The sequence below is a fragment of the Pseudomonas sp. ASL8 genome (genome assembly GCF_056680355.1).
In genome coordinates this window covers 2,103,656-2,128,482 of sequence record NZ_CM155278.1, presented here as the reverse complement: position 1 = coordinate 2,128,482, position 24,827 = coordinate 2,103,656, and the positions used below count along the sequence as shown (strand labels likewise).

Annotated in this window: 17 protein-coding genes, 1 tRNA gene and 1 pseudogene; 12 read left to right on the top strand and 7 right to left on the bottom strand. The window is 56.5% G+C overall.

What is annotated here, in order from left to right:
• Nucleotides 1-59: 59 nt before the first annotated feature.
• From AC1MEA_RS09570 to AC1MEA_RS09555, 4 genes are all read left to right on the top strand, one after another.
• Nucleotides 60-1,982, top strand: a complete 1,923-nt coding sequence (locus AC1MEA_RS09570) for a PrkA family serine protein kinase (RefSeq protein WP_449633914.1) — start codon at nucleotides 60-62, stop codon at nucleotides 1,980-1,982.
• Between the two features lie 191 nt (nucleotides 1,983-2,173).
• Nucleotides 2,174-3,445: a YeaH/YhbH family protein gene (locus AC1MEA_RS09565; RefSeq protein ID WP_219064371.1), complete on the top strand. Its 1,272-nt coding sequence runs from the start codon at nucleotides 2,174-2,176 to the stop codon at nucleotides 3,443-3,445.
• Nucleotides 3,442-5,004: a SpoVR family protein gene (locus AC1MEA_RS09560; RefSeq protein WP_219064372.1), complete on the top strand. Its 1,563-nt coding sequence runs from the start codon at nucleotides 3,442-3,444 to the stop codon at nucleotides 5,002-5,004. Before AC1MEA_RS09565 ends, AC1MEA_RS09560 begins: the two co-directional genes overlap by 4 nt.
• Nucleotides 5,005-5,082: 78 nt before the next feature.
• On the top strand, nucleotides 5,083-6,312 hold the full coding sequence (locus tag AC1MEA_RS09555) for a multifunctional CCA addition/repair protein (RefSeq protein WP_480917571.1): 1,230 nt from the start codon (nucleotides 5,083-5,085) through the stop codon (nucleotides 6,310-6,312).
• A gap of 33 nt (nucleotides 6,313-6,345) precedes the next feature.
• Here the strand turns inward: AC1MEA_RS09555 and folK are convergent, their stop codons facing one another.
• Both folK and folB read right to left on the bottom strand, forming a co-directional pair.
• On the bottom strand, nucleotides 6,346-6,876 hold the full coding sequence (gene folK / locus AC1MEA_RS09550; RefSeq protein ID WP_480917569.1) for a 2-amino-4-hydroxy-6-hydroxymethyldihydropteridine diphosphokinase: 531 nt from the start codon (nucleotides 6,874-6,876) through the stop codon (nucleotides 6,346-6,348).
• Nucleotides 6,867-7,220, bottom strand: coding sequence for a dihydroneopterin aldolase (gene folB / locus AC1MEA_RS09545; protein ID WP_219064375.1), 354 nt, complete (start codon nucleotides 7,218-7,220; stop codon nucleotides 6,867-6,869). Before folB ends, folK begins: the two co-directional genes overlap by 10 nt.
• Nucleotides 7,221-7,294: 74 nt before the next feature.
• Between folB and plsY the strand changes: the two genes are divergently transcribed.
• Nucleotides 7,295-7,864, top strand: coding sequence for a glycerol-3-phosphate 1-O-acyltransferase PlsY (plsY, locus tag AC1MEA_RS09540; RefSeq protein ID WP_219064376.1), 570 nt, complete (start codon nucleotides 7,295-7,297; stop codon nucleotides 7,862-7,864).
• A gap of 34 nt (nucleotides 7,865-7,898) precedes the next feature.
• Here plsY and tsaD read toward each other — a convergent pair whose 3' ends face one another.
• Nucleotides 7,899-8,924, bottom strand: a complete 1,026-nt coding sequence (gene tsaD, locus AC1MEA_RS09535) for a tRNA (adenosine(37)-N6)-threonylcarbamoyltransferase complex transferase subunit TsaD (protein ID WP_480917567.1) — start codon at nucleotides 8,922-8,924, stop codon at nucleotides 7,899-7,901.
• Nucleotides 8,925-9,111: 187 nt separating this feature from the next.
• Between tsaD and rpsU the strand changes: the two genes are divergently transcribed.
• The 5 genes from rpsU (at nucleotide 9,112) to AC1MEA_RS09510 (ending at nucleotide 17,527) form a co-directional block, all read left to right on the top strand.
• Nucleotides 9,112-9,327 (top strand): 30S ribosomal protein S21, encoded by a 216-nt coding sequence (gene rpsU / locus AC1MEA_RS09530; RefSeq protein WP_002551877.1) that lies wholly within the window; start codon nucleotides 9,112-9,114, stop codon nucleotides 9,325-9,327.
• Nucleotides 9,328-9,691: 364 nt separating this feature from the next.
• Nucleotides 9,692-11,641, top strand: a complete 1,950-nt coding sequence (gene dnaG / locus AC1MEA_RS09525; protein ID WP_219064378.1) for a DNA primase — start codon at nucleotides 9,692-9,694, stop codon at nucleotides 11,639-11,641.
• 67 nt (nucleotides 11,642-11,708) lie between these two features.
• Complete coding sequence (rpoD, locus tag AC1MEA_RS09520; protein ID WP_219064379.1) at nucleotides 11,709-13,562, top strand: RNA polymerase sigma factor RpoD; 1,854 nt, start codon at nucleotides 11,709-11,711, stop codon at nucleotides 13,560-13,562.
• A gap of 129 nt (nucleotides 13,563-13,691) precedes the next feature.
• Nucleotides 13,692-17,435, top strand: coding sequence for a bifunctional diguanylate cyclase/phosphodiesterase (locus AC1MEA_RS09515; RefSeq protein ID WP_480917564.1), 3,744 nt, complete (start codon nucleotides 13,692-13,694; stop codon nucleotides 17,433-17,435).
• A gap of 15 nt (nucleotides 17,436-17,450) precedes the next feature.
• A tRNA-Ile gene (locus AC1MEA_RS09510) sits at nucleotides 17,451-17,527 on the top strand.
• 93 nt (nucleotides 17,528-17,620) lie between these two features.
• On the opposite strand, the gene AC1MEA_RS09505 is transcribed toward AC1MEA_RS09510, so the two are convergent.
• The 4 genes and pseudogenes from AC1MEA_RS09505 to AC1MEA_RS09490 all read right to left on the bottom strand — a co-directional run.
• Nucleotides 17,621-18,868 (bottom strand): cyclic di-GMP phosphodiesterase, encoded by a 1,248-nt coding sequence (locus tag AC1MEA_RS09505; protein WP_449633939.1) that lies wholly within the window; start codon nucleotides 18,866-18,868, stop codon nucleotides 17,621-17,623.
• 90 nt (nucleotides 18,869-18,958) lie between these two features.
• On the bottom strand, nucleotides 18,959-20,581 hold the full coding sequence (locus AC1MEA_RS09500) for a methyl-accepting chemotaxis protein (protein ID WP_480917562.1): 1,623 nt from the start codon (nucleotides 20,579-20,581) through the stop codon (nucleotides 18,959-18,961).
• Nucleotides 20,582-20,671: 90 nt separating this feature from the next.
• The gene (locus AC1MEA_RS09495) at nucleotides 20,672-21,376 is read right to left on the bottom strand and encodes a methyl-accepting chemotaxis protein (RefSeq protein WP_480918120.1); all 705 of its coding nucleotides are present in this window, start codon (nucleotides 21,374-21,376) and stop codon (nucleotides 20,672-20,674) included.
• Nucleotides 21,377-21,577: 201 nt separating this feature from the next.
• Nucleotides 21,578-21,697, bottom strand: a pseudogene (locus AC1MEA_RS09490) (hypothetical protein); the annotation flags it as partial.
• A gap of 1,048 nt (nucleotides 21,698-22,745) precedes the next feature.
• Between AC1MEA_RS09490 and AC1MEA_RS09485 the strand changes: the two are divergent.
• Together AC1MEA_RS09485 and AC1MEA_RS09480 are read left to right on the top strand one after the other, a co-directional pair.
• Nucleotides 22,746-23,318 carry a cytochrome b gene (locus AC1MEA_RS09485; protein ID WP_449633908.1) on the top strand — a complete coding sequence of 191 codons (573 nt, stop codon included), beginning with the start codon at nucleotides 22,746-22,748 and terminating at the stop codon, nucleotides 23,316-23,318.
• A gap of 84 nt (nucleotides 23,319-23,402) precedes the next feature.
• On the top strand, nucleotides 23,403-24,812 hold the full coding sequence (locus AC1MEA_RS09480) for a hypothetical protein (protein WP_480917560.1): 1,410 nt from the start codon (nucleotides 23,403-23,405) through the stop codon (nucleotides 24,810-24,812).
• The last annotated feature ends 15 nt before the right edge of the window (nucleotides 24,813-24,827 follow it).

Here is a 24,827-nt window from a genome sequence, read left to right as displayed (position 1 = left end):
CAGCATCGACATCGACTGACGATCCGCCGCCGGCTCCACGTATCGAGCGAGGTGACGTCATGAGTATTTTTAGCCACTTCCAACAACGCTTTGAATCGACACGCCAGGAAGAGCTCTCGTTACAGGAGTATCTAGAGCTCTGCAAAAGCGACCGTAGCGCCTATGCCTCTGCCGCAGAACGTCTTCTGCTGGCCATAGGCGAGCCTGAGCTGCTGGATACCTCGGCCAACTCACGGTTATCCAGGATTTTCTCCAACAAGGTGATCCGCCGCTACCCGGCGTTCGAAGACTTCCATGGCATGGAAGAATGCATCGATCAGATCGTCTCCTACTTCCGGCATGCCGCGCAGGGCCTCGAGGAGAAGAAACAAATCCTCTATCTGCTCGGCCCCGTGGGTGGCGGTAAATCGTCGCTGGCTGAAAAGCTCAAGCAGCTGATCGAGAAAGTGCCCTTCTACGCCATCAAAGGCTCACCCGTTTTCGAGTCACCGCTCGGTCTGTTCAATGCGACTGAAGACGGTGCGATTCTCGAGGAAGACTTTGGAATCCCTCGGCGCTACCTGAACACCATCATGTCGCCTTGGGCGACCAAACGTCTGGCCGAGTTCGGGGGCGACATCAGTCAGTTCCGCGTGGTCAAGCTGTACCCCTCCGTCCTCAACCAGATCGCCGTGGCGAAAACCGAACCAGGGGACGAGAACAACCAGGACATTTCTGCACTGGTGGGCAAGGTCGATATCCGCAAGCTGGAAGAATTCCCTCAGAACGACGCTGATGCCTATAGCTACTCCGGGGCACTCTGCCGGGCCAACCAGGGCCTGATGGAATTCGTCGAAATGTTCAAGGCGCCGATCAAGGTCTTGCACCCGTTGCTGACCGCCACTCAGGAAGGTAACTACAACAGTACCGAAGGCCTGGGCTCGATCCCGTTCACCGGCATCCTGCTGGCCCACTCCAACGAATCGGAATGGCACAGCTTCCGTAACAACAAGAACAACGAAGCCTTCATCGACCGAATCTACATCGTCAAAGTGCCGTACTGCTTGCGGGTCAGCGATGAGATCAAAATCTACGACAAGCTGCTTTTCAACAGCTCGCTGGCCAACGCCCACTGCGCGCCTGACACCCTGAAAATGCTGGCACAGTTCACCGTATTGTCGCGCCTCAAAGAGCCCGAAAACTCGAACATCTACTCGAAGATGCGGGTGTATGACGGTGAGAACCTCAAAGACACCGACCCAAAAGCCAAGTCCATTCAGGAGTACCGTGACAACGCCGGTGTCGATGAAGGGATGAACGGCCTGTCGACACGCTTCGCGTTCAAGATCCTGTCGAAAGTCTTCAACTTCGACCCGCATGAAATCGCCGCCAACCCGGTTCACCTGCTGTACGTGCTCGAACAACAGATCGAGCAGGAGCAATTCCCGGCGGAAACCCGCGAACGTTATCTGCGCTTCATCAAAGAGTACCTGGCGCCGCGCTATATCGAGTTCATCGGCAAAGAAATCCAGACCGCCTACCTGGAGTCCTACAGCGAATACGGCCAGAACATTTTCGACCGCTACGTGCTCTACGCAGACTTCTGGATTCAGGATCAGGAGTACCGCGATCCGGAAACCGGCGAAATCCTCAATCGTGTCGCGCTGAACGAGGAACTGGAAAAAATCGAAAAACCTGCCGGCATCAGCAATCCAAAGGATTTCCGCAACGAAATCGTCAACTTCGTATTGCGTGCGCGGGCTAACAACAACGGCAAAAATCCAACGTGGCTCAGCTACGAAAAACTGCGGGTGGTGATCGAGAAAAAAATGTTCTCGAACACCGAGGACCTGCTGCCGGTTATCAGCTTCAACGCCAAAGCCAGCAAAGAGGATCAACAAAAACACAACGACTTCGTCACACGGATGGTCGAACGCGGTTACACCGACAAACAGGTACGACTGCTGTCCGAGTGGTATCTGCGGGTTAGAAAATCACAATAACCCGCTGCCGGTTACACCGGTTGTCGTTAGCCGAGAGCCTGTGTCAGCGTTTTCTGCTACACAGGCTCCAAGAGGTTGTTTTAGAAATCGACAGCGAGGCTCAGGCAGAGCAAAAGTGGCGCACGCCCGTCACATTGTTCTAAACGTCATGCCAGCCCGCCATTTTTCAAGACAGCTTCGAAGGAGCAGTCATGAGTTATGTGATCGACCGACGTCTCAATGGCAAGAACAAGAGCACGGTAAACCGCCAGCGTTTCCTGCGGCGTTACCGTGACCACATCAAAAAAGCCGTCGAAGAGGCGGTCAGCCGCCGATCCATTACCGACATGGAGCACGGCGAACAGATCAGTATTCCCGGTCGCGATATCGACGAACCGGTACTTCATCATGGTCGCGGCGGCAAACAGACCGTCGTTCATCCCGGTAACAAGGAATTCACCACGGGTGAGCATATCGCCCGTCCACAAGGAGGCGGTGGCGGTAAAGGCGCGGGCAAGGCCAGCAATTCAGGCGAAGGCATGGATGAGTTTGTCTTCCAGATTACCCAGGAAGAGTTTCTGGAATTCATGTTCGAAGACCTCGAACTGCCCAACCTGGTGAAGCGCAACCTGATGGGCACCGACACCTTCAAAACCGTGCGCGCGGGGATCAGCAACGAGGGCAACCCGTCACGGATAAACATCATCCGCACCCTGCGCTCAGCCCATGCACGACGCATTGCATTGTCTGGCAGCAGCCGTGCAAAACTGCGCGAAGCCGTTAGTGAACTGGAGCGCATGAAGCGCGAAGAACCCGACAACTTCGGCGACATTCAGGCGCTTGAGGCCGAAATTGAGCGACTCAACGCCCGTATTCGTCGAGTGCCCTACCTGGACACGTTCGACCTCAAGTACAACCTGCTGGTCAAGCAACCCAACCCCAGTTCCAAGGCGGTGATGTTCTGCCTGATGGACGTTTCCGGCTCCATGACCCAAGCGACCAAGGACATCGCCAAGCGTTTCTTTATCCTGCTCTACCTGTTCCTCAAGCGTAACTACGACAAAATTGAAGTCGTGTTCATTCGCCATCACACCAGCGCCCGCGAAGTCGACGAGGAGGAATTTTTCTACTCCCGGGAAACCGGCGGCACCATCGTTTCCAGCGCGCTGAAACTGATGCAGGAGATCATGGCCGCGCGGTACCCGACCAACGAGTGGAACATTTACGCGGCGCAAGCTTCGGACGGCGACAACTGGAACGATGACTCACCGATCTGCCGCGACATCTTGATCAAGCAGATCATGCCCTTCGTGCAGTACTACACTTACGTGGAGATCACCCCACGCGAGCATCAAGCGCTGTGGTTTGAATACGAGCGCATCAGTGAAGCGTTCTCTGATACGTTTGCCCAGCAACAGCTGGTCTCTGCCGGTGATATCTATCCGGTATTCCGTGAACTCTTCCAGCGCAGGTTAGCAACATGACCGCTAGAGAGCAGAAACGCCAACCCCTGTCCACGGGCTCAGAGTGGACATTCGAACTGATCCAGGCCTACGACCGGGAGATCGGCCGTATTGCCAAGCGTTACGCCCTGGACACCTACCCCAACCAGATCGAGGTGATCACCGCCGAGCAGATGATGGATGCTTACGCGTCTGTCGGCATGCCACTGGGTTATCACCATTGGTCCTACGGCAAGCACTTCCTCAGCACCGAGAAATCCTACAGTCGTGGCCAGATGGGGCTGGCCTATGAAATCGTCATCAACTCGGATCCCTGCATCGCTTACCTGATGGAAGAAAACACCATCTGCATGCAGGCGCTGGTCGTGGCGCATGCCTGCTACGGGCATAACAGCTTCTTCAAAGGTAATTACCTGTTTCGCACCTGGACGGACGCCAGCTCGATCATCGATTACCTGGTGTTCGCCAAGCAGTACATCATGCAGTGTGAAGAGCGGCATGGCATCGACGCGGTAGAAGACTTGCTCGACTCCTGTCACGCATTGATGAACTACGGCGTTGACCGTTACAAACGCCCTTACCCTATTTCCGCCGAGGAAGAACGTCGGCGGCAGAAAGACCGTGAAGAACATCTGCAGAAGCAGATCAACGATCTGTGGCGGACCATTCCGAAAGGCGCGGACAAGAACAGCGACAAGGACAATGCTCGCTTCCCCTCCGAGCCACAGGAAAACATCCTGTACTTCATCGAAAAACATGCGCCACTGCTGGAGCCCTGGCAGCGGGAGGTGGTGCGGATCGTGCGCAAGATCGCGCAGTACTTTTATCCGCAACGTCAGACCCAGGTGATGAACGAAGGCTGGGCGACCTTTTGGCACTACACCCTGATGAACGATCTCTATGATGAAGGCTTGGTGACCGACGGCTTCATGATGGAGTTCCTGACATCGCACACCAGCGTCATCTACCAGCCGGGCTTCGACAGCCCGTATTACAACGGTATCAACCCCTACACCCTGGGGTTCGCCATGTACCGGGATATCCGGCGGATTTGCGAGCACCCCACCGATGAAGACCGCCACTGGTTCCCGGACATCGCCGGCAGCGATTGGCTGGCCACCATCAAGTTCGCCATGAGCAGCTTCAAGGACGAGAGTTTTATCCTGCAGTACCTGTCGCCCAAGGTGATTCGCGACCTGAAACTGTTCAGCATCATGGACGACGATCAAAAGGACGACCTGCTCGTTCCCGCCATCCATGACGAACCGGGGTACAAAACCATTCGGGAAACCCTGGCCGCCCAGTACAACCTGGGTAACCGCGAACCAAACGTGCAGATCTTCAGCATCGACCGCCGTGGCGACCGCTCTCTGACCCTGCGCCACCAACAGCACGATCGCAAACCGCTGGGAGATTCCACGGAGGAAGTGCTCAAGCACCTGCATCGCTTGTGGGGCTTTGATATTCATCTGGAGACACTGCAGGGCGATCAGATCATGAAAACCCATCATGTCCCCCCCAAAGGAGAGCATGCCGACAGTGAATATCCCCGGCTCGACTTGGCCGTCATCCACCTATAAACGGTTGTAAGCGTTTTCTGTTTTAACCTCCGTGAGTGCGTCGCAAGGGTTATCCTGTCGCGCTTACGGAGGTTTTTTATGCAGATTTATAAAGTGGGCGGCGCAGTACGTGATCGCCTGTTGGGCAAGACCGTCGCCGATACCGACTGGGTCGTGGTGGGCGCAACCGCCGATGAAATGCTCAGCCAGGGTTTCCGCCCGGTTGGTGCGGATTTCCCGGTATTTCTGCACCCGAAAACCGGGGAGGAATATGCCCTTGCCCGAACGGAACGCAAGAGCGGCACAGGCTATGGCGGGTTCATCTTCCACGCGGATCCAGAGGTCAGCCTTGAAGAAGATTTGATTCGTCGGGACCTCACGATCAACGCCATTGCGGAAGATGCGCAGGGTCGATTGACTGACCCCTACCACGGCCAAGAAGATCTTAAAGCGCGCATTTTACGTCATGTATCACCGGCGTTCGCCGAAGATCCTTTGCGCGTACTGCGTGTCGCCCGCTTTGCCGCACGCTATGCCGCGGACGGCTTCACCATCGCACCCGAGACGATGACGCTGATGCAGCAGCTCAGCGCGTCTGGCGAACTGGAGGCCCTGACCCCCGAGCGCAGCTGGAAGGAAATCTCCCGCGCCCTGATGGAAAATCAGCCCCAGGTGTTCATCCAGGTGCTGCGCGAGTGCGGGGCACTCAAGGTACTGTTTCCGGAAGTCGATGCATTGTTCGGCGTACCGCAGCCCGCAGCCCACCATCCGGAAATCGACACGGGTCAGCACGTGCTCAGCGTCCTGGAGCAGGCCGCAATCCATCATCAGCCGCTGAGCGTGCGCTGGGCATGCCTGCTGCATGATTTGGGGAAAGGCCTGACACCGGAAAGCGAATGGCCTCGGCACATCGCTCACGAGCACACAGGCCTGCGCCTGATCAAAGCCGTGAATGCACGCTTCAAGGTTCCCCGGGATTGTCAGGAGCTGGCAATGCTGGTCGGCCAGTACCACACCCATGGACACCGAGCGCTGGAGCTAAAAGCGTCGACGCTGTTTGAGCTGATGCAAAGCTTCGACATTTACCGTCGGCCACAACGTTTCGAGGAGTTTATCGCCGGGTGCGAGATGGATGCCCGAGGCCGCTTGGGCTTCGAACAGCGCGATTACCCCCAGGCCGAGTATCTGCGAGGGGCCGCCAACGCTGCACGAACCGTGGCTGTGCAGCCGTTGCGCGATCAGGGCTACGAAGGGCCCGAGCTGGGCGAAGCGTTGAAGCAGGAGCGTTTGAAGGCGGTGCAAGCTTACAAGGCGACGTACAACGCTTGAGACCTGCGATACCAGGACCAGGCCTGTGTATCGCTAGGGATGAGTGCTTAACAGAGCCTCAGGCGTCAACGGCATCCCGCGCCACTCAAACGCAACCGGCGCCAGCACCTGATCAATCTGCGCGTCCCGCCACAAATCCTTGAAGGATTTGTTCACACCAGGGTGCAGCCGCTCTGGCGCGATCAACGACAACGGCCAAAGCACGAACGCATTTTTCAGGATTTCCGCGCGAGGCAGAATCAAGCCATCGAAATTACCGACCTGCTCCCCGTAGAGCAGCACGTCGATATCCAACGGCAAGCCCCGGCGCTCCGGGGCATAGCGACCGTTATCCGCCTCGATGAATTTCAAACGGCGGTCCAGCTCCATCAGCGGCAGATCGGTATACCCCGTCACCACCAGATTAAAAAATGGCCCGCTTTTGATCCCCACCGGCTGACTTTCGAATACCGGCGAACAGGTCATTTGCTGCAAGAATCCATCAAGCGCTTCAAGCCCTGCGCTCAGGTGCTTGAAGCGCTCGATATTGCTGCCGAGGCCGAGGAATATCTGGGTTAGCGACATCCGCGCTCGATCTCCACGCCCACACCCGTAGCCGCCGCAACGGCGCCTGGCTTGGTCAGTTTGAGGTGCAGCCAGGGAATCTGGAATTCACTCATCAACACTTCAGCCAGGCGCTCGGCAAACGTCTCGACCAGCTGGAATTTTGCGTCTTCGGCAAACGCCTGAATTCGTGCCGAGACACTAGCGTAGTCGAGCGCCTTGCTCAGATCATCGCCCGCCGCAGCAGGCCGAATGTCCCAGGCAAAACTCAGGTCCAGACGCAGGCACTGGCGAATGCCACGTTCCCAGTCATAGGCGCCGATAACCGTATCGACTTCCAGACCCTCGATAAAAACTCTGTCCAAGCACTTTTCTCCGCTGCACGACAAGGGCGCGATGCGCCGTTAGAATCAGGGCGTCCTCGCCCGGAATAGTTAGCATGTTTTGGTTACTGGCGACCCTCGCCTACCTGCTTGGCTCACTGTCCTTCGCCATTTTGCTTAGCCGCCTCACTGGCAGCCCCGACCCGCGCGCCAGCGGTTCCGGCAATGCCGGCGCGACCAATATGTTGCGTCTGGCGGGCAAAAAGCTCGCCGTTCTAACCCTGATCGGCGACGTTTGTAAAAGTCTCCTCCCCGTCCTGGCCGCCCGACTGCTCGACCTTGATCCTCAACAGCAAGCCTGGATAGGCCTTTGCGCGGTCCTGGGTCACTTGTTTCCGGTGTACTTTCGCTTTCGTGGCGGCAAGGGTGTTGCCACGGCGGCAGGCATGCTGCTGGGCCTGTTCCCACCTGCAGCAGCGCTGGCTATCTGCGCCTGGCTGCTGGTGTTCTACCTGACCCGCACCAGCTCACTCGCGGCGCTGATCGCCACCCCGCTGACCCTGCCATTACTGGCGTGGCAGGAGCCTCAAGCGCTACTGCCGATGAGCATCCTCACCCTATTGATCGTGTGGCGCCATCGCGGCAATTTACGCGACCTGTTTGCCGGGCGCGAACGGCATTTTTGAATCATCGCCATGAACCGGACTCAGGTTGACGCCGTTACAGCCCTGACAATTGCTCCATCGGCCAGCGGGCCTGCACGCTGATGCTCAAATCCTCTTTCTGCCCCGCCAGAAGACGCTGACAACCGGCAAACGCAATCATCGCGCCGTTGTCGGTGCAGAACTCGGGCCGCGCATAAAAAACATTGCCATGCAGTTCGCCGAGCATTTTTTCCAGCGACAGGCGCAACGCTGTATTGGCACTGACGCCGCCAGCGATGACCAGACGCTTGAGACCAGTCTGCTTGAGGGCGCGCTTGCACTTGATGGTCAAAGTCTCTACCACCGCATGCTGGAAGGCCAGAGAGATGTCGCAACGGGTTTGCTCACCGTCGTCTCCAGCGCTTTGGCACTGATGCCAGGTGTTCAAGGCGAAGGTTTTAAGACCGCTGAAGCTGAACGCCAGACCCGGTCGGTCGGTCATCGGCCGCGGGAAGACGAAACGCCCTGCCACGCCCCGACTCGCGAGTCGCGCAATCTCCGGGCCGCCCGGATAGTGCAGGCCCATCATCTTCGCGGTTTTGTCGAACGCCTCACCGGCGGCATCATCCAGCGTCTCGCCCAACACCTGATAAAGACCGATGCCATCGACCCGAACTAACTGCGTATGGCCGCCGGAAACCAACAAAGCGACGAACGGGAACTCGGGAGGCTGCTCTTCGAGCATTGGCGCCAGGAGATGCCCCTCCATGTGATGCACGCCCAAGGCTGGAATGCCCCAGGCAAAGGCCAGCGCCTGTGCGCAGGAGGCGCCTACCAGCAACGCCCCGACCAAACCCGGACCTGCGGTGTACGCAATGGCGTCGATTTCGGTGGCGACACAGTCTGCTTCAGCCAGCACCTGGCGGATCAGCGGCAGCATACGCTTGACGTGATCACGCGAAGCCAGCTCGGGTACAACCCCGCCGTACGCGCGATGCAGGTCGATCTGGCTGAACAATGCGTCGGCCAGCAGGCCCCGTTCACTGTCATAAAGTGCGACACCGGTTTCGTCGCAGGAGGTTTCTAATCCCAGTACTAGCATGGGTTTGCGCCTTATTCGAAGGCGCGCATAATAGTCGCCACTCCAGCCCCCGACTAGCGGTTTTCGATCAGAGGCTTTGCATTCCTCTCAATGAGGGGTTAACATCCGCAACCCTTAAAAACCGACGAACTTATGTGCAGTTTTTGCACGAGTCGTTGACCCCGGTAATGAATGAAGGTAGCTCTGGATGCCAGCCGTCAAAGTTAAAGAGAACGAACCCTTCGACGTAGCTCTGCGTCGTTTCAAGCGCTCCTGCGAAAAAGCCGGTGTTCTGGCTGAAGTTCGTAGCCGCGAATTTTACGAGAAGCCGACTTCGGAGCGTAAACGTAAAGCAGCAGCTGCTGTTAAGCGTCACGCGAAGAAAGTACAGCGCGAACAGCGCCGTGCCGTTCGTCTGTATTAATTTACAGACGTCCGTCGCAAGTTTCTGCCACGCCCGGCCTCAAAGCCGGGCTGCCGGCAGTTGCACATCAAGCCTCAAGATTCATTGACAGAGGCTGTCTAAGCCGCAGGTGCACGTCAACTGCGTCTCAGACAAACCCCGTCAAGGCACGTCTAGTCTGATTCAGGCTGCGTTGATCGCGTCTACACTGACGAACGAATCAAGGCACACGACGAGCACGCCTCGCTGATCTTCGAAAGAAGCTCAATCAAGGCAGCGTCTCCCAATATCAGTTTAGTGAACACAATGGTCCGCAAAGGCCAATGTCGTTACGTTTTAGTTTCGCCACGATTTTGCTGGCGGGCCGCCTGATGATGAGAACGCCATGGCCGGGCTAATTCCCCAGAGCTTTATTGACGACCTTCTGAACCGCACCGACATCGTCGATGTTGTCAGTTCACGTCTGCAATTGAAGAAAACCGGGAAGAACTACAGCGCCTGCTGCCCGTTCCACAAAGAAAAAACCCCTTCGTTCAGCGTCAGCCCGGACAAACAGTTCTATTACTGCTTTGGTTGCGGCGCAGGCGGCAATGCCCTCGGTTTCATGATGGACCACGACAACCTGGATTTTCCCCAGGCCGTCGAGGAACTGGCCAAAGCCGCCGGCATGGAAGTCCCGCACGAACAAGGCGTCAAAGGTCAAAAACCACGTCAGCCGACCGACTCGCCGCTGTATCCGCTCCTGACGGCAGCCGCCGAGTTTTATCGCCAAGCCCTTAAAAGCCATCCGACGCGCAAATCCGCGGTGGACTACTTGAAAGGCCGCGGCCTGTCCGGCGAGATCGCGCGCGATTTCGGCCTGGGATTTGCTCCACCCGGCTGGGACAACCTGTACAAGCATTTGAGCAGCGACACACTGCAGCAAAAGGCCATGATCGACGCGGGCCTGCTGATTGAAAATGCCGAGACCGGCAAGCGTTATGACCGCTTCCGCGACCGCGTGATGTTCCCGATCCGCGACAGTCGTGGCCGGGTCATTGCGTTTGGCGGTCGAGTATTGGGCGACGACAAACCCAAATACCTGAACTCACCGGAAACACCGGTATTTCACAAAGGACAGGAACTCTACGGCCTGTTCGAAGCGCGCAAATACAACCGCAACCTCGATGAAATCATCGTGGTCGAAGGTTACATGGACGTCATCGCCCTCGCCCAGCAAGGCTTGCGCAATGCCGTCGCCACGCTGGGGACAGCGACCAGCGAAGAGCACCTTAAGCGGCTCTTCAGGGTAGTGCCCAACGTACTGTTCTGTTTCGACGGCGACCAGGCCGGCCGCAATGCCGCCTGGCGTGCACTGGAAGCTGCACTGTCGAGCCTTCAGGATGGACGACGCGCGCGCTTCCTGTTTCTGCCTGAAGGCGAAGACCCCGATACGCTGGTCCGCTCGGAAGGGACCGATGCATTCAAGGCGCGGATCAACCAGCACGCGCAACCGCTGGCCGATTATTTTTTTGAGCAGCTGACCAAAGAAGCCGATCCGCGCTCGCTGGAGGGGAAGGCCCACATGGCGACCCTGGCCGCACCGCTGATCGACAAGGTGCCGGGCGCCAACTTACGTACGCTCATGCGTCAACGCCTGAGTGAGATTACCGGGCTGAACAGCGAAGCCGTCCATCAGTTGGTGCAGAGCGCACCCGCAGAAGCGCCACCCAGTTATGACCCGAACATAGATTACGACGCCATTCCCGACTACGCTGATTATCAGCCTCACAACGCCTACGAAGCGCAGCCGGAATGGACGCCAAAGAAAGCCGGCGGTCAAAAGAAGTGGGATAAAAAACCCTGGGACAAGAAAGGCAAACGGCCTGACTTCGAACCCCGCGGCCCACGCACACCCGCGACGGTGGAACCACCGACGCTGACCGCGCTAAGAACACTTCTGCACCACCCGCAACTGGCAGCGAAAGTCGAAGATGCCAGCCAGCTGGCCGCAGAAGACCATATTTACGCGCAGCTACTGGTTTCTCTGCTCGAAGCACTGCAGAAAAACCCCACGTTGCGTTCACTTCAATTGATTGCGCGCTGGCATGGCACCGAACAAGGCCGACTGTTGCGCGCATTAGCAGAGAAAGAATGGCTGATTGAGGCCGACAACCTTGAACAACAGTTTTTCGACACTATAACTAGCTTATCCGCCCGCCAACGCGAGCGTAGCCTGGAACATCTGATCAGGAAAGAACGTCAAACAGGGTTGAATGCGGAAGAGAAAGTCCAGCTGCTCAACCTGTTAAAACGCAAAGTTCCTGCACAAACCCCGACCTCAACTGGCGCGTGAGGTCATAGCTCGGGTATAATCCTCGGCTTGTTTTTTGCCCGCCAAGACCTTCAGTGGATAGGGTGTTATGTCCGGAAAAGCGCAACAGCAGTCTCGTATCAAAGAGTTGATCACCCTGGGTCGTGAGCAGAAGTATCTGACTTACGCAGAGGTCAACGACCACCTGCCGGAGGATATTTCAGATCCGGAACAGGTGGAAGACATCATCCGCATGATTAATGACATGGGGATTCCCGTACACGAGAGCGCGCCGGATGCGGACGCCCTTATGTTGGCCGACGCCGATACCGACGAGGCAGCCGCTGAAGAAGCGGCCGCAGCGTTGGCAGCGGTCGAGACCGACATCGGTCGCACGACTGACCCAGTGCGCATGTACATGCGCGAAATGGGTACCGTTGAGCTTCTGACCCGTGAAGGCGAAATTGAAATCGCCAAACGTATCGAAGAGGGCATCCGTGAAGTGATGGGCGCAATCGCGCACTTCCCTGGCACGGTTGACCATATTCTCTCCGAATACACACGAGTCACGACCGAAGGTGGGCGTCTTTCCGATGTTCTGAGCGGTTACATCGACCCGGATGACGGCATTGCGCCGCCAGCCGAAGTGCCGCCGCCTGTCGACCCGAAAACAGCGAAAGCTGCTGAAGGTGACGACGACGAGGAAGAGAAGGACGAAACCGCAACCGACGACGAAGAAGAAGTCGAAAGCGGTCCGGATCCGATCATTGCTCAGCAGCGCTTCGGTGCAGTTTCCGATCAAATGGAAATTGCCCGCAAGGCATTGAAGAAGCACGGCCGTGGCAGCAAGCAGGCAACCGCCGAGCTGGTTGCACTGGCACTGCTGTTCATGCCGATCAAACTGGTTCCTAAACAGTTTGAAGGCCTGGTCGAGCGAGTTCGCAGTGCACTTGATCGCTTGCGCGCTCAGGAACGCGCCATCATGCAGCTGTGTGTACGTGATGCACGTATGCCACGCGCCGACTTCCTTCGCCTGTTCCCGGGCAATGAAATCGACGAGAGCTGGACCGATGGGCTGGCTAAAGGCAAAGGCAAATATGCTGAAGCCATTGGTCGCCTGCAACCGGATATCCAGCGTTGCCAGCAAAAGCTGATCGCACTCGAAACCGAAACAGGTTTAAAGATTTCCGAGATCAAGGACATCAACCGTCGCATGTCGATCGGTGAGGCTAAAGCCCGCCGCGCGAAGAAAGAGATGGTTGAAGCTAACTTGCGTCTGGTGATCTCCATCGCCAAGAAGTACACCAACCGTGGCCTGCAGTTCCTCGATCTGATTCAGGAAGGCAACATCGGCTTGATGAAAGCGGTGGACAAGTTCGAATACCGTCGTGGTTACAAGTTCTCGACTTATGCCACCTGGTGGATCCGTCAAGCGATTACCCGCTCGATTGCCGACCAGGCACGCACCATTCGTATTCCGGTGCACATGATCGAGACGATCAACAAGCTCAACCGTATTTCCCGGCAGATGCTGCAGGAAATGGGTCGCGAACCGACCCCGGAAGAGCTGGGCGAACGCATGGAAATGCCTGAGGACAAAATCCGCAAGGTATTGAAGATCGCTAAAGAGCCGATCTCCATGGAAACCCCGATCGGTGACGACGAAGATTCGCACCTGGGTGACTTCATCGAAGACTCGACTATGCAGTCGCCAATCGATGTCGCCACGGTCGAAAGCCTCAAGGAAGCGACGCGCGAAGTGCTCTCGGGCTTGACCGCTCGCGAAGCCAAGGTTCTGCGCATGCGCTTCGGCATCGACATGAACACCGACCACACGCTTGAAGAGGTCGGTAAGCAGTTTGACGTAACCCGTGAGCGGATTCGTCAGATCGAAGCCAAGGCGCTACGCAAGTTGCGTCACCCGACGAGAAGCGAACATCTACGTTCGTTCCTCGACGAGTAATACGTAGACCCGATACAACAAAACCCCCGGCCTTGCTGGGGGTTTTGCATTGTGCAGAATTAAGTTTGCCCACCTCCTCCGGCGCCCGACTACACTCGGATTACATCCTTTTGCCTAATTGAGGCTGCCATGCCACGACTGCCGGCCATTATTTTCTTTTACATGATCGGCGCGACAGTAACGGCGAACGCCCTGACCCTTTCTGATGAGGAACATACCTGGCTTAGTTCACACAAAGAACTTCGCCTGGGCGTTGACGCCACATGGCCGCCTTTTGAATTTCGCGATGAAAATGGGCGTTATCAAGGGCTTGCGGCGGACTACGTTGCACTTATCGAGCAGCGGCTCGCCGTCTCATTGCAGCCGATCGAACCGGTCGGATGGAGTGAGGTTTTAAACGAAGCCAAACGAGGTGAAATAGATTTACTGCCAGGAATAATGTCCACACCGGAGCGCCAGAACTATCTATCGTTTACCCGCCCTTACCTGGATTTCCCGATTGTTATTCTTGCCCATGAAGGCAGCGTACACCCGCACAACCTGCAAGAGCTTTACGGCCTTAAAGTTGCCGTCGTGGATAACTATGCACCTCACGAACTCCTGCGCACCCATCACCCCGATCTAAACCTGGTCGCGCTGCCCAACGTCAGCTCCGCCCTTCAGGCCTTGGCCGCGGACCAGGTAGATGCCGTCGTGAGCGATCTGGCGTCCAGCGTCTGGAGCATGCGTCAACTCAAGCTTGGGGGCATCTACGTAAGCGGTGAGACACCGTATCGCTATCAACTGGCAATGGCCGTTCCGCACGATCAACCCTTGTTGGCCGGCATCCTGGATAAAGCGCTGGCCGACCTGAGCCCAGCGGAAATCAGCAGCATTCAGGAGCGCTGGGTGGGCAGCGTGCTTGATCACCCCAGGTTCTGGCAGAACTTCCTGCGCTACGGGCTTCCCGGGCTGTTGCTGCTGTCCACCGTGCTCATCGTGGTCATTCGCATCAATCGCAGACTGAGCTCGGAAATATCGCGGCGAGTGGATCTGGAACAAGAGCTACGCAGTAGCGAATACCACTATCGCGGGTTGGTCGAAAGCCTATCGGCCATCGCCTGGGAAGCGAGCATGAGCGATTACACCTACAGCTATGTCTCCCCCCACGCGGAAGATCTGCTCGGTTATCCATTGGCCGATTGGCGTAAACCGGGGTTCTGGCGGAGCATCGTGCACCCGGCAGACATCGAGGAAGCGGAGCGGTTTTGCAATCAGGAGACCTGTTTAGGCAGGGACCACAGCCTCGACTATCGCGTCATCAGCGCCGAAGGCAAAACCCTCTGGGTACGGGATATTGTCAGCCTGATCGAACATGGCCACGAACCGGTGATGCGCGGTCTGATGATCGACATCAGCGAAACCAAACAAACCGAGAACGCTCTGCGCCTCTCTGAAGAGAAGTTCGCCTCAGTGTTCAGGCAATGCCCGGACATCCTGGTGATCGCCCGCCGGTCCGACGGCTGCCTGCTTGAGGCCAACAAAGCGTTTGAAGAGCAAGTCGGGATCGCTGCCAGGGAGGTCATCGGTAAAACCGCAACCCAGCTTGATATCTGGGGCGTGCCCGGCATCGGTCCAAGCCTGCTGATGCGCTTGCAGGGCGGCAGCATCCGCAACCTGGAAATGCCCTTTCGCCGCCTGGACGGACGTCTGTTCACCGGCCTGATATCCGCCGAGCCATTCGACCTCGACTCGACGCCGGCCCTCGTGGTCGTCGTGCGTGACATCAGCCCACTCAAAGAAGCGCAACAACAACTGCAAATATCCGAGGAGAAATTCGCCAAGGCCTTCCACTCCTCCCCCGATGGCTTGCTCATCACACGCGAAAGCGATGGCCTGCTGATTGAAGTCAATGAAGGCTTCAGCCGAATCACTGGCTACAACAGCGCACTCTCTTTGGATCGCTCGACCCTCGATCTGGGGATTTGGGTCGATCTGAACGAGCGCGCCAAAATGATCGAGCAGCTCAAGCGCGATGGTTTTGTTCGTGACTTCAGCACCCACATTCGGCGCAGGGATGGTCAGATAAGGCTGTGTGAAATGTCCGCGAGGCCGCTGCCAATCGGCGGTGAAGACTGCATGCTGACCATCGCCCGCGACATCACTGACCGCCATCAAATGCAGGAGAAACTGCAACTCGCCGCTACCGTATTCGAGAGCACGGCCGAGGGCGTATTGATCACCGATACCCAACAGAACATCAGCGCCGTAAACCGCGCGTTCACTGAAATCACCGGCTACAGCGAAGAGGAAGCCCTCGGCCAGACCCCACGTCTGCTCGCGTCAGGCCAGCATGACAGCGCCTTCTACGCCGCCATGTGGTACCAGTTGACGGACGAAGGGCATTGGCAGGGTGAAATCAGCAATCGGCGCAAGAACGGCGAGCTTTATCCAAGCTGGCTGACGATCAGCGCAGTGCGTAACCCCGAGCAGGTCATCACCCATTTCGTCGCGGTGTTCGCCGATATTTCCAGCCTCAAACATGCACAGGCACGTCTCGACTATCAGGCTCACCACGACCCGCTGACCGGTCTTCCCAACCGCACGTTGTTCGAGAGTCGCCTGCAAGCAGCGCTCAGTCATAGCGAGGAAGTCTGTGGCCAGGGCGCAGTGCTTTTTCTCGACCTGGACCGCTTCAAGCACATCAACGACAGCCTCGGCCACCCGGTGGGTGATCTACTGCTCAAAGGCATCGCGTTGCGCCTCAAAGAGCAACTGCGCGACGTGGACACCGTCGCACGCCTGGGTGGCGACGAGTTCATCATCCTGCTGCCCGGCCTGCTACATCCCGGCGACGCCGAAACGGTCGCGAACAAACTGCTGGCGTGCTTCGGCGCGCCGTTCCAGGCAGGCGAACACGAGTTTTTCATCAGCGCGAGCATTGGCACCAGCCTCTTCCCGGCCGACGGCGGCGATGTCGCCACACTGGTCAAAAACGCCGACGCCGCGATGTACCGCTCCAAAGCCAAAGGGCGCAACCGGGTCGAAAGTTATACCCGCGACCTCACCGCACAGGCCAGCGAACGAATTGCGCTGGAACATGAGCTAAGGCGCGCCATGGAGCGCAACGAGCTGAGTCTTTGCTATCAGCCGAAACTGTGCCTGCTGTCAAAACGGCTGGTGGGGGCTGAAGCCCTGATTCGCTGGCGTCACCCGACACTCGGCGACGTGCCCCCGGAACACTTCATACCCCTGGCTGAAGAAAACGGCATGATCCTGCAGATCGGCGACTGGGTGCTGGAAAGCGCCTGTCGCCAGATGTGTGAATGGAACAAGAACTACAAACCGTTCGGACCGCTCTCGGTCAACCTGGCCGGCATGCAACTGCGCCAACCCAACCTGCTGCAACGGATCGAACAACTGCTCAAAGAATCCGATCTCGAACCCGGCTGCCTGCAACTGGAAATCACCGAAAACTTCATCATGAGCCAGGCCGAAGACGCACTCGCCGTGCTGCACAAACTGAAAAAGCTCGGCGTCCAACTCGCCATCGACGACTTTGGCACTGGCTACTCATCCCTCAGCTACCTCAAACGCCTGCCACTGGACATCCTGAAGATCGACCAATCCTTCGTCCGCGGCCTACCCGACGACACTCACGACGCAGCCATCGTCCGCGCCATCATCGCCCTGGGACGCAGCATGCAACTGACTGTCATCGCCGAAGGCGTAGAAACCCTGGAGCAGCAGGAATTCCTTGCACAAGAAGGCTGCGAACAAATCCAGGGCTTCATCGTCAGCCTGCCCCTGCGCGCCGAAGAATTCTGTGCGAGGTTTCTTCTTATGAACGTTTCGGACTTTTCGGATAGCACAGCAGGGAAACCATCGTTATAATCCGCGACCTACTGAGGGCCTATAGCTCAGTTGGTTAGAGCAGGGGACTCATAATCCCTTGGTCGTAGGTTCGAGTCCTACTGGGCCCACCATACAAAAAGCCGCGCATTGCGCGGCTTTCGTGTTTCTCGGCATATGGGCCTTGGCCCAGGATTGATCCTTGCCAAGCCTCATTACAGGCCTTTCTATTTGGGGTCGAAATGTGAGGTCTTGCTGGCCTCCAGGCCTGACCACAGTTCGTCGATGCCTTTGAAGCCCCAATCTTCAACTCTCTCGCGACTGATAATTCTGTCCTCCCCTGCCCGCTTGGCCAGATCCACTATGGTTTGCTCAATTGGCACTCTGGATCGAGCCGAAAAGAATACCTTCACTTTCGGTGTCAGCAGCGACTTGTCGTGCTGCTCAATGACCACGCCGATGCGTCCGCTTTCCAGGCGAACCAAGGTGCCGACCGGATAGATGCCGATACATTTAACAAATGCCTGGAATATTTTCTTGTCGAAATGGCCCTCCCATTCGGCCATTTTTCGAATTGAGTCCGCAGGGCACCAGCCTTTTTTATAGGGGCGATCAGACGTTATCGCGTCATAGACATCGCAAACAGCTCCCATCCGGGCGAACAGGCTGATCTGCTCACCCGCAAGCCGATGCGGGTAGCCACTGCCATCGTACTTTTCGTGATGGTGAAGGCACACATCCAGTATCCGAGCACTGAAGTGTCGGCTCCCCAGCAACATCTCCGCACCCGCTTCGGGGTGGCCGCGCATAGTATCGAACTCGGTATCACTGAGCTTGCCTGGCTTATTGAGGATGGCAATGGGGATGGCCAACTTGCCTACGTCATGCAGCAAACCCGCCATCCCGGCTTCCTTGACCTGCTCAGCCGAAAAGCCCAGTTGGCGGGCTAATGCGATCATCAACCCACAGACAGCGACCGAATGCATGTACGTGTATTCGTCGGACTGCTTCAAGCGCGCCACGCTGATCAGCGCATGGGAATTGCGCAGTAACGAGTTGGATATGTCCTCGACCAGTCCGCCGATGCCCTCCAGCTCGACCGCGCGGCCCATGCGCAAATCACTGAACATCTCGACAACGGCTGCCTTGGAGCGAGAGCACAGCTTCAATGCCTGTGATATTTCTTCCTTCAGGGATACTCGAGGCGGCGTAAGGCCCTCTTCTACCTGCTCAGGTATTTGAGTAGCGGTATCGCGCTCCTCTGATACTTCGCCCGCTTGAGCCGCGCCTGTGTCGCCCCCCTTATCCGTATCAATCCACAGTTCGGAGAGATTGGATGCGAGAATCCGCTGCAGTTCGCTTTCACTTTTGAGCAGAAAGCTGGGCTTCCAGAAAGAGTGGTCGACCCATGAGCCGCAGAATTTATGAATGTACATCCCGAGGCAAAGCTCGGTCACTGCAATACGTTTAAGCACGATGAACACCGGCTTGTAATGACGCGTGGGCATTACTGCTCTACGGAGTTCTAGTTAAAACGATCCCCGAAAAGTCCCCCGACCATCTGTTTAAACAGAAAATCTCGACACCAGCCTGTTCAGGTCTACCGCAAGCCTGGAGAGCTCGCCACTGGCCACAGATGTCTGGCTGGCCGCCGATGAGCTCTGGATGGAGAGATTGCGAATACTTATAAGGTTCTGATCAACCGATCGCGCCACGTGTGCCTGTTCTTCCGAGGCGGTCGCGATCAGCAGGTTCCGTTCATTAATCGCGGAAATGGCCGCAGCTATTTCCGAGATGGCGACCCCGGCTTCATGGGCAATCGAAAGCGTGGCAGTCGCGTCTCCACTGCTTTGCTTCATCGATTGCACCGCTTTATACGACCCGGCCTGTATGACCTGGATCATTTGCTCGATCTCGTGGGTAGACGTTTGAGTACGGTGCGCAAGCGCCCTGACTTCATCGGCGACGACAGCAAATCCACGACCTTGCTCGCCGGCACGCGCAGCCTCGATGGCGGCATTCAATGCCAGCAGGTTGGTTTGCTCTGCGATTGAGCGAATGACATCAAGTACCTTGGCGATGTCCTGAGCCTGCCGGGCCAGATCTTCCACTTCAGTACTCGTCTGATCGACACTCGAATTGAGCTTTTCAATCGAGCCAATGGTCTGACGAACTCTTTCCTGACCGGTTTGAGCCGAGCGCTCGGACGCCTGCGTCGAATGCGATGCCGAAACGGCGTTGCGCGCGACCTCCTCCACTGCGGCTGTCATTTCATTAACGGCAGTCGCCGCCTGCTCGGTTTCCATGCTTTGTTGCTGGATGCCGGCGGTGGACTCCTTCGTGATCGCGCTCATTTCTTCTGCGGCGGAGGCCAGTTGGCTGGAGGAATCCGAGATATGCTGGATCGTCGTTTTAAGACTTAGAAGCATCGCCGCCGTCGCCGTTTGAAGGTCAGTCAGTTCATCTGAACCCGTGACGTCCACTGCGGCTCGCAGGTCCCCTGCAGCGATTTGCTTCGTTGCCCCCAGCAGCGCCAGAACAGGCACGGTAATACTGCGGGTAAACGCAGTCGCCACCAGGATCGTAATAATAACCGCGACCACGACAAATATAATCGTCAGGGTCAATCCACTTTCAAAACTGTCACGCGCACTCTGACCCGACAGCTGAGCGCCCTCTTCATTCAGGCGGATCAACTCCTGAACCGAGGCTTGCAACGCTTTTGCCGAGGGGCTGGTGACGTCGCGAATAAACACCGTGAGCTCTGCAACAGGCTTTGTTTTACTGAGCTCCATGAGTTCGTCAATTTTGGCTTCATACGCTGCGACATTACGGCTGACTTGTTTATATTTATCCCCTTCTTCGGGACTGGAAACAAGCGGTGCATACGCCTCGGAAAGCTCTGTCAACGTTGCCTTCAACGTGTTCAGCTTTTCTCGTGAAGCGGCACTTTGCCGGTCGTCATCCATCACGAAACGCCGTGCATCGAGGCGATAAAGCAGGCCAGCGGCTTCGATCTTCGAGGCTTGACGCACACTGGGTAACCAATTGGTTTGAAGATCAACCACTGACGTATTAATGGCGCTCATTTTATAGAGTTCTGTTCCGCCAAGCCCTATCAGGAGGAGACAGATGATGCCAAAACTGAGGAGGGCTCTTGTATTCAGCTTGATATTTCTTAACGTCATAATGAGCGCCTTATTATTGTCAGGTAACGCACTTTCACAGTAATACCACCGTGACATTGCTTATGTGAATATTGTGTCAAAGACATTCCATCAAAGTTTAAACTGACTCACAACTTTTCCTAGCCGTTTGGCATCTTCACCTGCCGCCTTACCACGGGCCAGCGTACTTTCAGACAGTTTGACAGTCCGCACCGCCACGTCGGCCACATTACTGATGCGTTGGTTGATTTCGTCGCTGACTGTCGATTGTTCACGTGCGGCCTCGGCGATCTGCGAACTCATCTCCGAAACGGATGCCACCAGCGTGCTGATGCTGATTAAAGCCTGACCCGCTGATTCAACCTGCGCGACACCTCTTTCGGCATGTCCACAACTGTCTTCCATGACCTTCACTGCCTGCCTGGACGTATTTTGCAGGCGCTCTATCATGCCTTGAATTTCCTGAGTTGAAGCCTGCGTTCGACTGGCCAGCGTCCGCACCTCATCGGCGACCACAGCAAAACCTCGACCTTGCTCGCCCGCACGTGCCGCTTCAATGGCAGCGTTGAGTGCCAGTAGGTTGGTCTGCTCGGCAATAGTGCGGATAACCTCCAGAACGCCACCGATGGATCGCGAGTGTGTTTCCAGGGCTTGAATGACTTCGGCGGCCCCGCGCACTTCATCGGCCAACGTGTGGATATCAGCGATTGTCTGGTTGATTGCGCCCAGTGCCACCTGCGCCTGGCGATCCGCATCGCCGGTTTGTGTGGAGCTGGCTTTGGCATTGGAGGCGACCCCTTGAACCGTTGCAGCCATCTGATTGACAGCCGTGGCCACCTGTTCAATTTCAACGCGCAGTACTTCAGCGCTTTGCTCGGCAGCCTGTGCGTCATTGACCAACTGACTGGACGAGTCGCCCAAGGTGTTACCGACTTCGGCCACGGTCGATATTTGCAGACGCAGCCCAGCCACAAACTTATTGAAATCAGCGACTACTTCACCGATTTCGTCGTCATTGTCCTGGCGTAAGGTATGGCTAAGATCGCCTGTTCCCGCACTCAAATCCTGCAATGAATGAGACAAGTGATTTAGCGGCGGCAGCACTCGACGACTGATCAACCATAGCGTGCCGAGCATGAACACCAACACCAGCGCCCAGGCCAGCAAATTATTAACTTTAAGAGATTCGCGCACCGTGTCGGTTATAGCGAGGTTGGCTCTGTAGTTTTCAGCCAAGGGGCCGTGAAGAGCCGCAAAGCTGCGGATAACCTCATCCGAATGCCGGTCAAACGCTTCCATTACTTTATCGCCAGCGACTTTGCCTGAGACGCTGTACGCCTGAAACATTTGTTCGCCGACGCTATCGAGCCGCTCCATCGGCTCACGCGTAGCCTCCAGTTCACGACTCAGTTCCGGAACCAGACGCTTCAGTTCAATCAGTTTTTCGAGAGCCTGCTGGAAATGCTGGTGGCCTTCGCTGGCGGCTTCTCGGTCGCCGGTCAAACTGGCGTCGGTATAAAACTGCTGTACCTGCGCCGTGTGATAGCGCAGTTCTTGCGCGCCTTCCTGAGCCTCGCTGAGGTTCTCCAGTTGGTTGCCCAAATCGTCTAACCGGTTGACTTGGTAGGACGTCCACAATGAGAGACCCAGCGCTACAAGGATGAGTACGGTCGCGCTACCGAGCATCAAGCGTGCAATGTTGAACTTCAAAACTTTAATCCTTCGTGCACGTTGAGGTGGAGGTGAAGGTGGAATGACAAGGCCAAGCCTGGAAAGGTCGTCATATCATTTAGATGCTCAAGCCTGCTTATATTGAAATCAACTTGCACCCAGTTGTACGAATAAACAGTTAGAGGTGAAAACATTACTTCCTCACGTGCTCGCAAAACTCGCTCTGCGAACAACCAGGAGGGCGCCTATATTTTTTGTCTGAACCACCTGCCAGCAAAGCTATACACAAACCAAAGCTTGTACAAGTACTGCACAGCAACAAATGACACATTCCGTAACTAGTTAGGCAGCTAAGGACAGCGCAAGAAGCTGACGCTCACTCATGGCCGCCAGATCGGTCGCCACCAAACGGCTCAAGCACGGGCTTGTTACGTTTGGATACATCTTAATATCCCCTTAAGCTTCAGCTGCCAAGTTCGCGTCGCTTTCACCATTAGCCGCGCGAGGCATGAGCATGAAAATCCGTTTCCCCAGGCACCACAACCTGACTATTGCTCTGCACTGGACAACCTTCGGGATCATTATCTTCGCCGTTTGCGCAGTGCTGCTGCGTGATGTTGTCGAGGCCAGTGAAGTACGCCTTCTTCTGCTCAACCTTCACCGCTCCTTCGGCGTCGTTATTTTGCTGCTTGTTGTGGCACGTCTGATCGCTCGCTTTCGCATTTCATCTGAGCATGTCTCTGCCAGTTTGCCGAAAGGCATTCGTCTTCTTTCGCAGGCCGCGCACACGGTGCTCTATCTGTTCTTGTTGGCACTGCCTGTCACCGGATGGTTGTTCAGTAATGCGGCGGGTAAAGCCGTCAGCCTCTTCGGACTAGTGAACTTGCCAGAGCTGATCGCAAAAAACCGTGATCTGGCTGACCAACTCGGTGATGTGCACGAAACCCTGGCATGGCTATTTATCGCACTGATCGGTGCGCATGTCGGTGCAGCCCTTTGGCATCACTTCTGGCGTAAGGATGACGTCCTGCGCTCCATGCTTCCTGTACGCCTATTGAGAACGCTTGCGCCCATAAACAAGGGCTGAACAAGGCTATCGACATGGGGCTCGGACACGTACCGGAACAGCAACAACACTTAAAAAATCGCACTGATCCAGCAAGGAAACGTCATGCAGTACACGGACAATAATCATCCCCTCACCTCGATTCACCGGCGCATCAAACGCAGTCGCATGGGTAGCTGGGCAGCTTTGGCGCTTTGCCTGAGCCTGCCGTACCAAGCCAATGCCTTGCCAAGCTTTGCCCGTCAGACCGGTCAGGCCTGCACGGCCTGCCATATTGGCGCCTTTGGTCCGCAGCTCACGCCGTACGGCCAGAAATTCAAGATCGGGGGCTATACCGAAAAAGGCGGCTCCGACGCAGGTGGTCCAGAATCCCTGCTGTCGGCCATGCTGGTCGGTACCGTCGAGCACACGAGCAAAAAGCTTCCGGACAATGCCGGCCCTTACGATGGTAAGAACGACAACTTGTCGCTCCAGGAAGCCTCAGTGTTTGCCGCTGGCGGTGTGTCCGAACATTTTGGCGGCCTCGCTCAAGCCACTTACTCCGACATTGACCGCAAAACCGCACTTGATAACGTCGATCTGCGTTATGCCACGACCACCACGTTGGCAGGCAAAGACACCGTTCTCGGTCTGTCGCTGAACAACAATCCGACGGTCCAGGACCCTTGGAACACCACGCCTGCCTGGGGCTTTCCCTACATGACAGCGGAGCTGGCGCCTGCCCCAAGTGGTTCGCCGCTTATTGCTGGAGGGCTGGAGCACCAAGTGATGGGCCTGACGGGCTACGCCTTCTGGGACGACAACATTTACGTTGAGCTGGGCGCTTACCGCAGCCAGTCTCTTTGGATGCTGAAAAAGACCAACGTGGCGCAAACCAGCGCCGACGTGAGCCAGATAAGTGGTTTGTCGCCCTACTGGCGCGTGGCCTACACCAACTCATTTAACCGGCAGAATTTCAGCGCCGGGCTGTTCGGCATGAACGCCGACATACACCCTGGTTCAACGTCCGGAGCGACGGATAAATACCGGGATATCGGCGTCGATGCGAGCTACCAGTTTCTGGGCACTCGCCGTCATGTCTTCACTCTCAACAGCAGCTTGATCCATGAGAAAAAGACCCTGGATGCTTCGCTCGCTGCCGGGGATGTTGGTCGTAGCGACAACACGACCAACGCGCTTAACCTGAATGGCTCGTACTACTTCGACAATACCTACGGCGTCACCTTGGGCTACTTCAACAACTTCGGTTCCAAGGAAGACACCACCGCCTTCACATCGAACCCTCTGGACGGCAGTCGCACAGGCCTTACGGACACCAGCGGCTACATACTTCAGGCCGACTGGTCACCGTTCGGCAAAGAAAATTCGTGGGGTGCGCCGCTGGCCAACGTACGGTTGGGCGCGCAATACACGATGTATAGCCGCTACAACGGTTCAAGTACTAACTACGACGGCAATGGCCGCGATGCATCAGATAACGACACCTTGATGCTGATGATATGGACTGCCTTTTAATGCGTGCCGGAGAGG

What these genes read in the sequence shown, in the direction of transcription:
- AC1MEA_RS09570 (WP_449633914.1), top strand. Translation starts at nt 60, where the DNA reads ATGAGTATTTTTAGCCACTTCCAACAACGCTTTGAATCGACACGCCAG.
- AC1MEA_RS09565 (WP_219064371.1), top strand. Translation starts at nt 2,174, where the DNA reads ATGAGTTATGTGATCGACCGACGTCTCAATGGCAAGAACAAGAGCACG.
- AC1MEA_RS09560 (WP_219064372.1), top strand. Translation starts at nt 3,442, where the DNA reads ATGACCGCTAGAGAGCAGAAACGCCAACCCCTGTCCACGGGCTCAGAG.
- AC1MEA_RS09555 (WP_480917571.1), top strand. Translation starts at nt 5,083, where the DNA reads ATGCAGATTTATAAAGTGGGCGGCGCAGTACGTGATCGCCTGTTGGGC.
- folK (WP_480917569.1), bottom strand. Translation starts at nt 6,876, where the DNA reads ATGTCGCTAACCCAGATATTCCTCGGCCTCGGCAGCAATATCGAGCGC.
- plsY (WP_219064376.1), top strand. Translation starts at nt 7,295, where the DNA reads ATGTTTTGGTTACTGGCGACCCTCGCCTACCTGCTTGGCTCACTGTCC.
- tsaD (WP_480917567.1), bottom strand. Translation starts at nt 8,924, where the DNA reads ATGCTAGTACTGGGATTAGAAACCTCCTGCGACGAAACCGGTGTCGCA.
- rpsU (WP_002551877.1), top strand. Translation starts at nt 9,112, where the DNA reads ATGCCAGCCGTCAAAGTTAAAGAGAACGAACCCTTCGACGTAGCTCTG.
- dnaG (WP_219064378.1), top strand. Translation starts at nt 9,692, where the DNA reads ATGGCCGGGCTAATTCCCCAGAGCTTTATTGACGACCTTCTGAACCGC.
- rpoD (WP_219064379.1), top strand. Translation starts at nt 11,709, where the DNA reads ATGTCCGGAAAAGCGCAACAGCAGTCTCGTATCAAAGAGTTGATCACC.
- AC1MEA_RS09515 (WP_480917564.1), top strand. Translation starts at nt 13,692, where the DNA reads ATGCCACGACTGCCGGCCATTATTTTCTTTTACATGATCGGCGCGACA.
- AC1MEA_RS09500 (WP_480917562.1), bottom strand. Translation starts at nt 20,581, where the DNA reads ATGACGTTAAGAAATATCAAGCTGAATACAAGAGCCCTCCTCAGTTTT.
- AC1MEA_RS09495 (WP_480918120.1), bottom strand. Translation starts at nt 21,376, where the DNA reads ATGGCTGCAACGGTTCAAGGGGTCGCCTCCAATGCCAAAGCCAGCTCC.
- AC1MEA_RS09485 (WP_449633908.1), top strand. Translation starts at nt 22,746, where the DNA reads ATGAAAATCCGTTTCCCCAGGCACCACAACCTGACTATTGCTCTGCAC.
- AC1MEA_RS09480 (WP_480917560.1), top strand. Translation starts at nt 23,403, where the DNA reads ATGCAGTACACGGACAATAATCATCCCCTCACCTCGATTCACCGGCGC.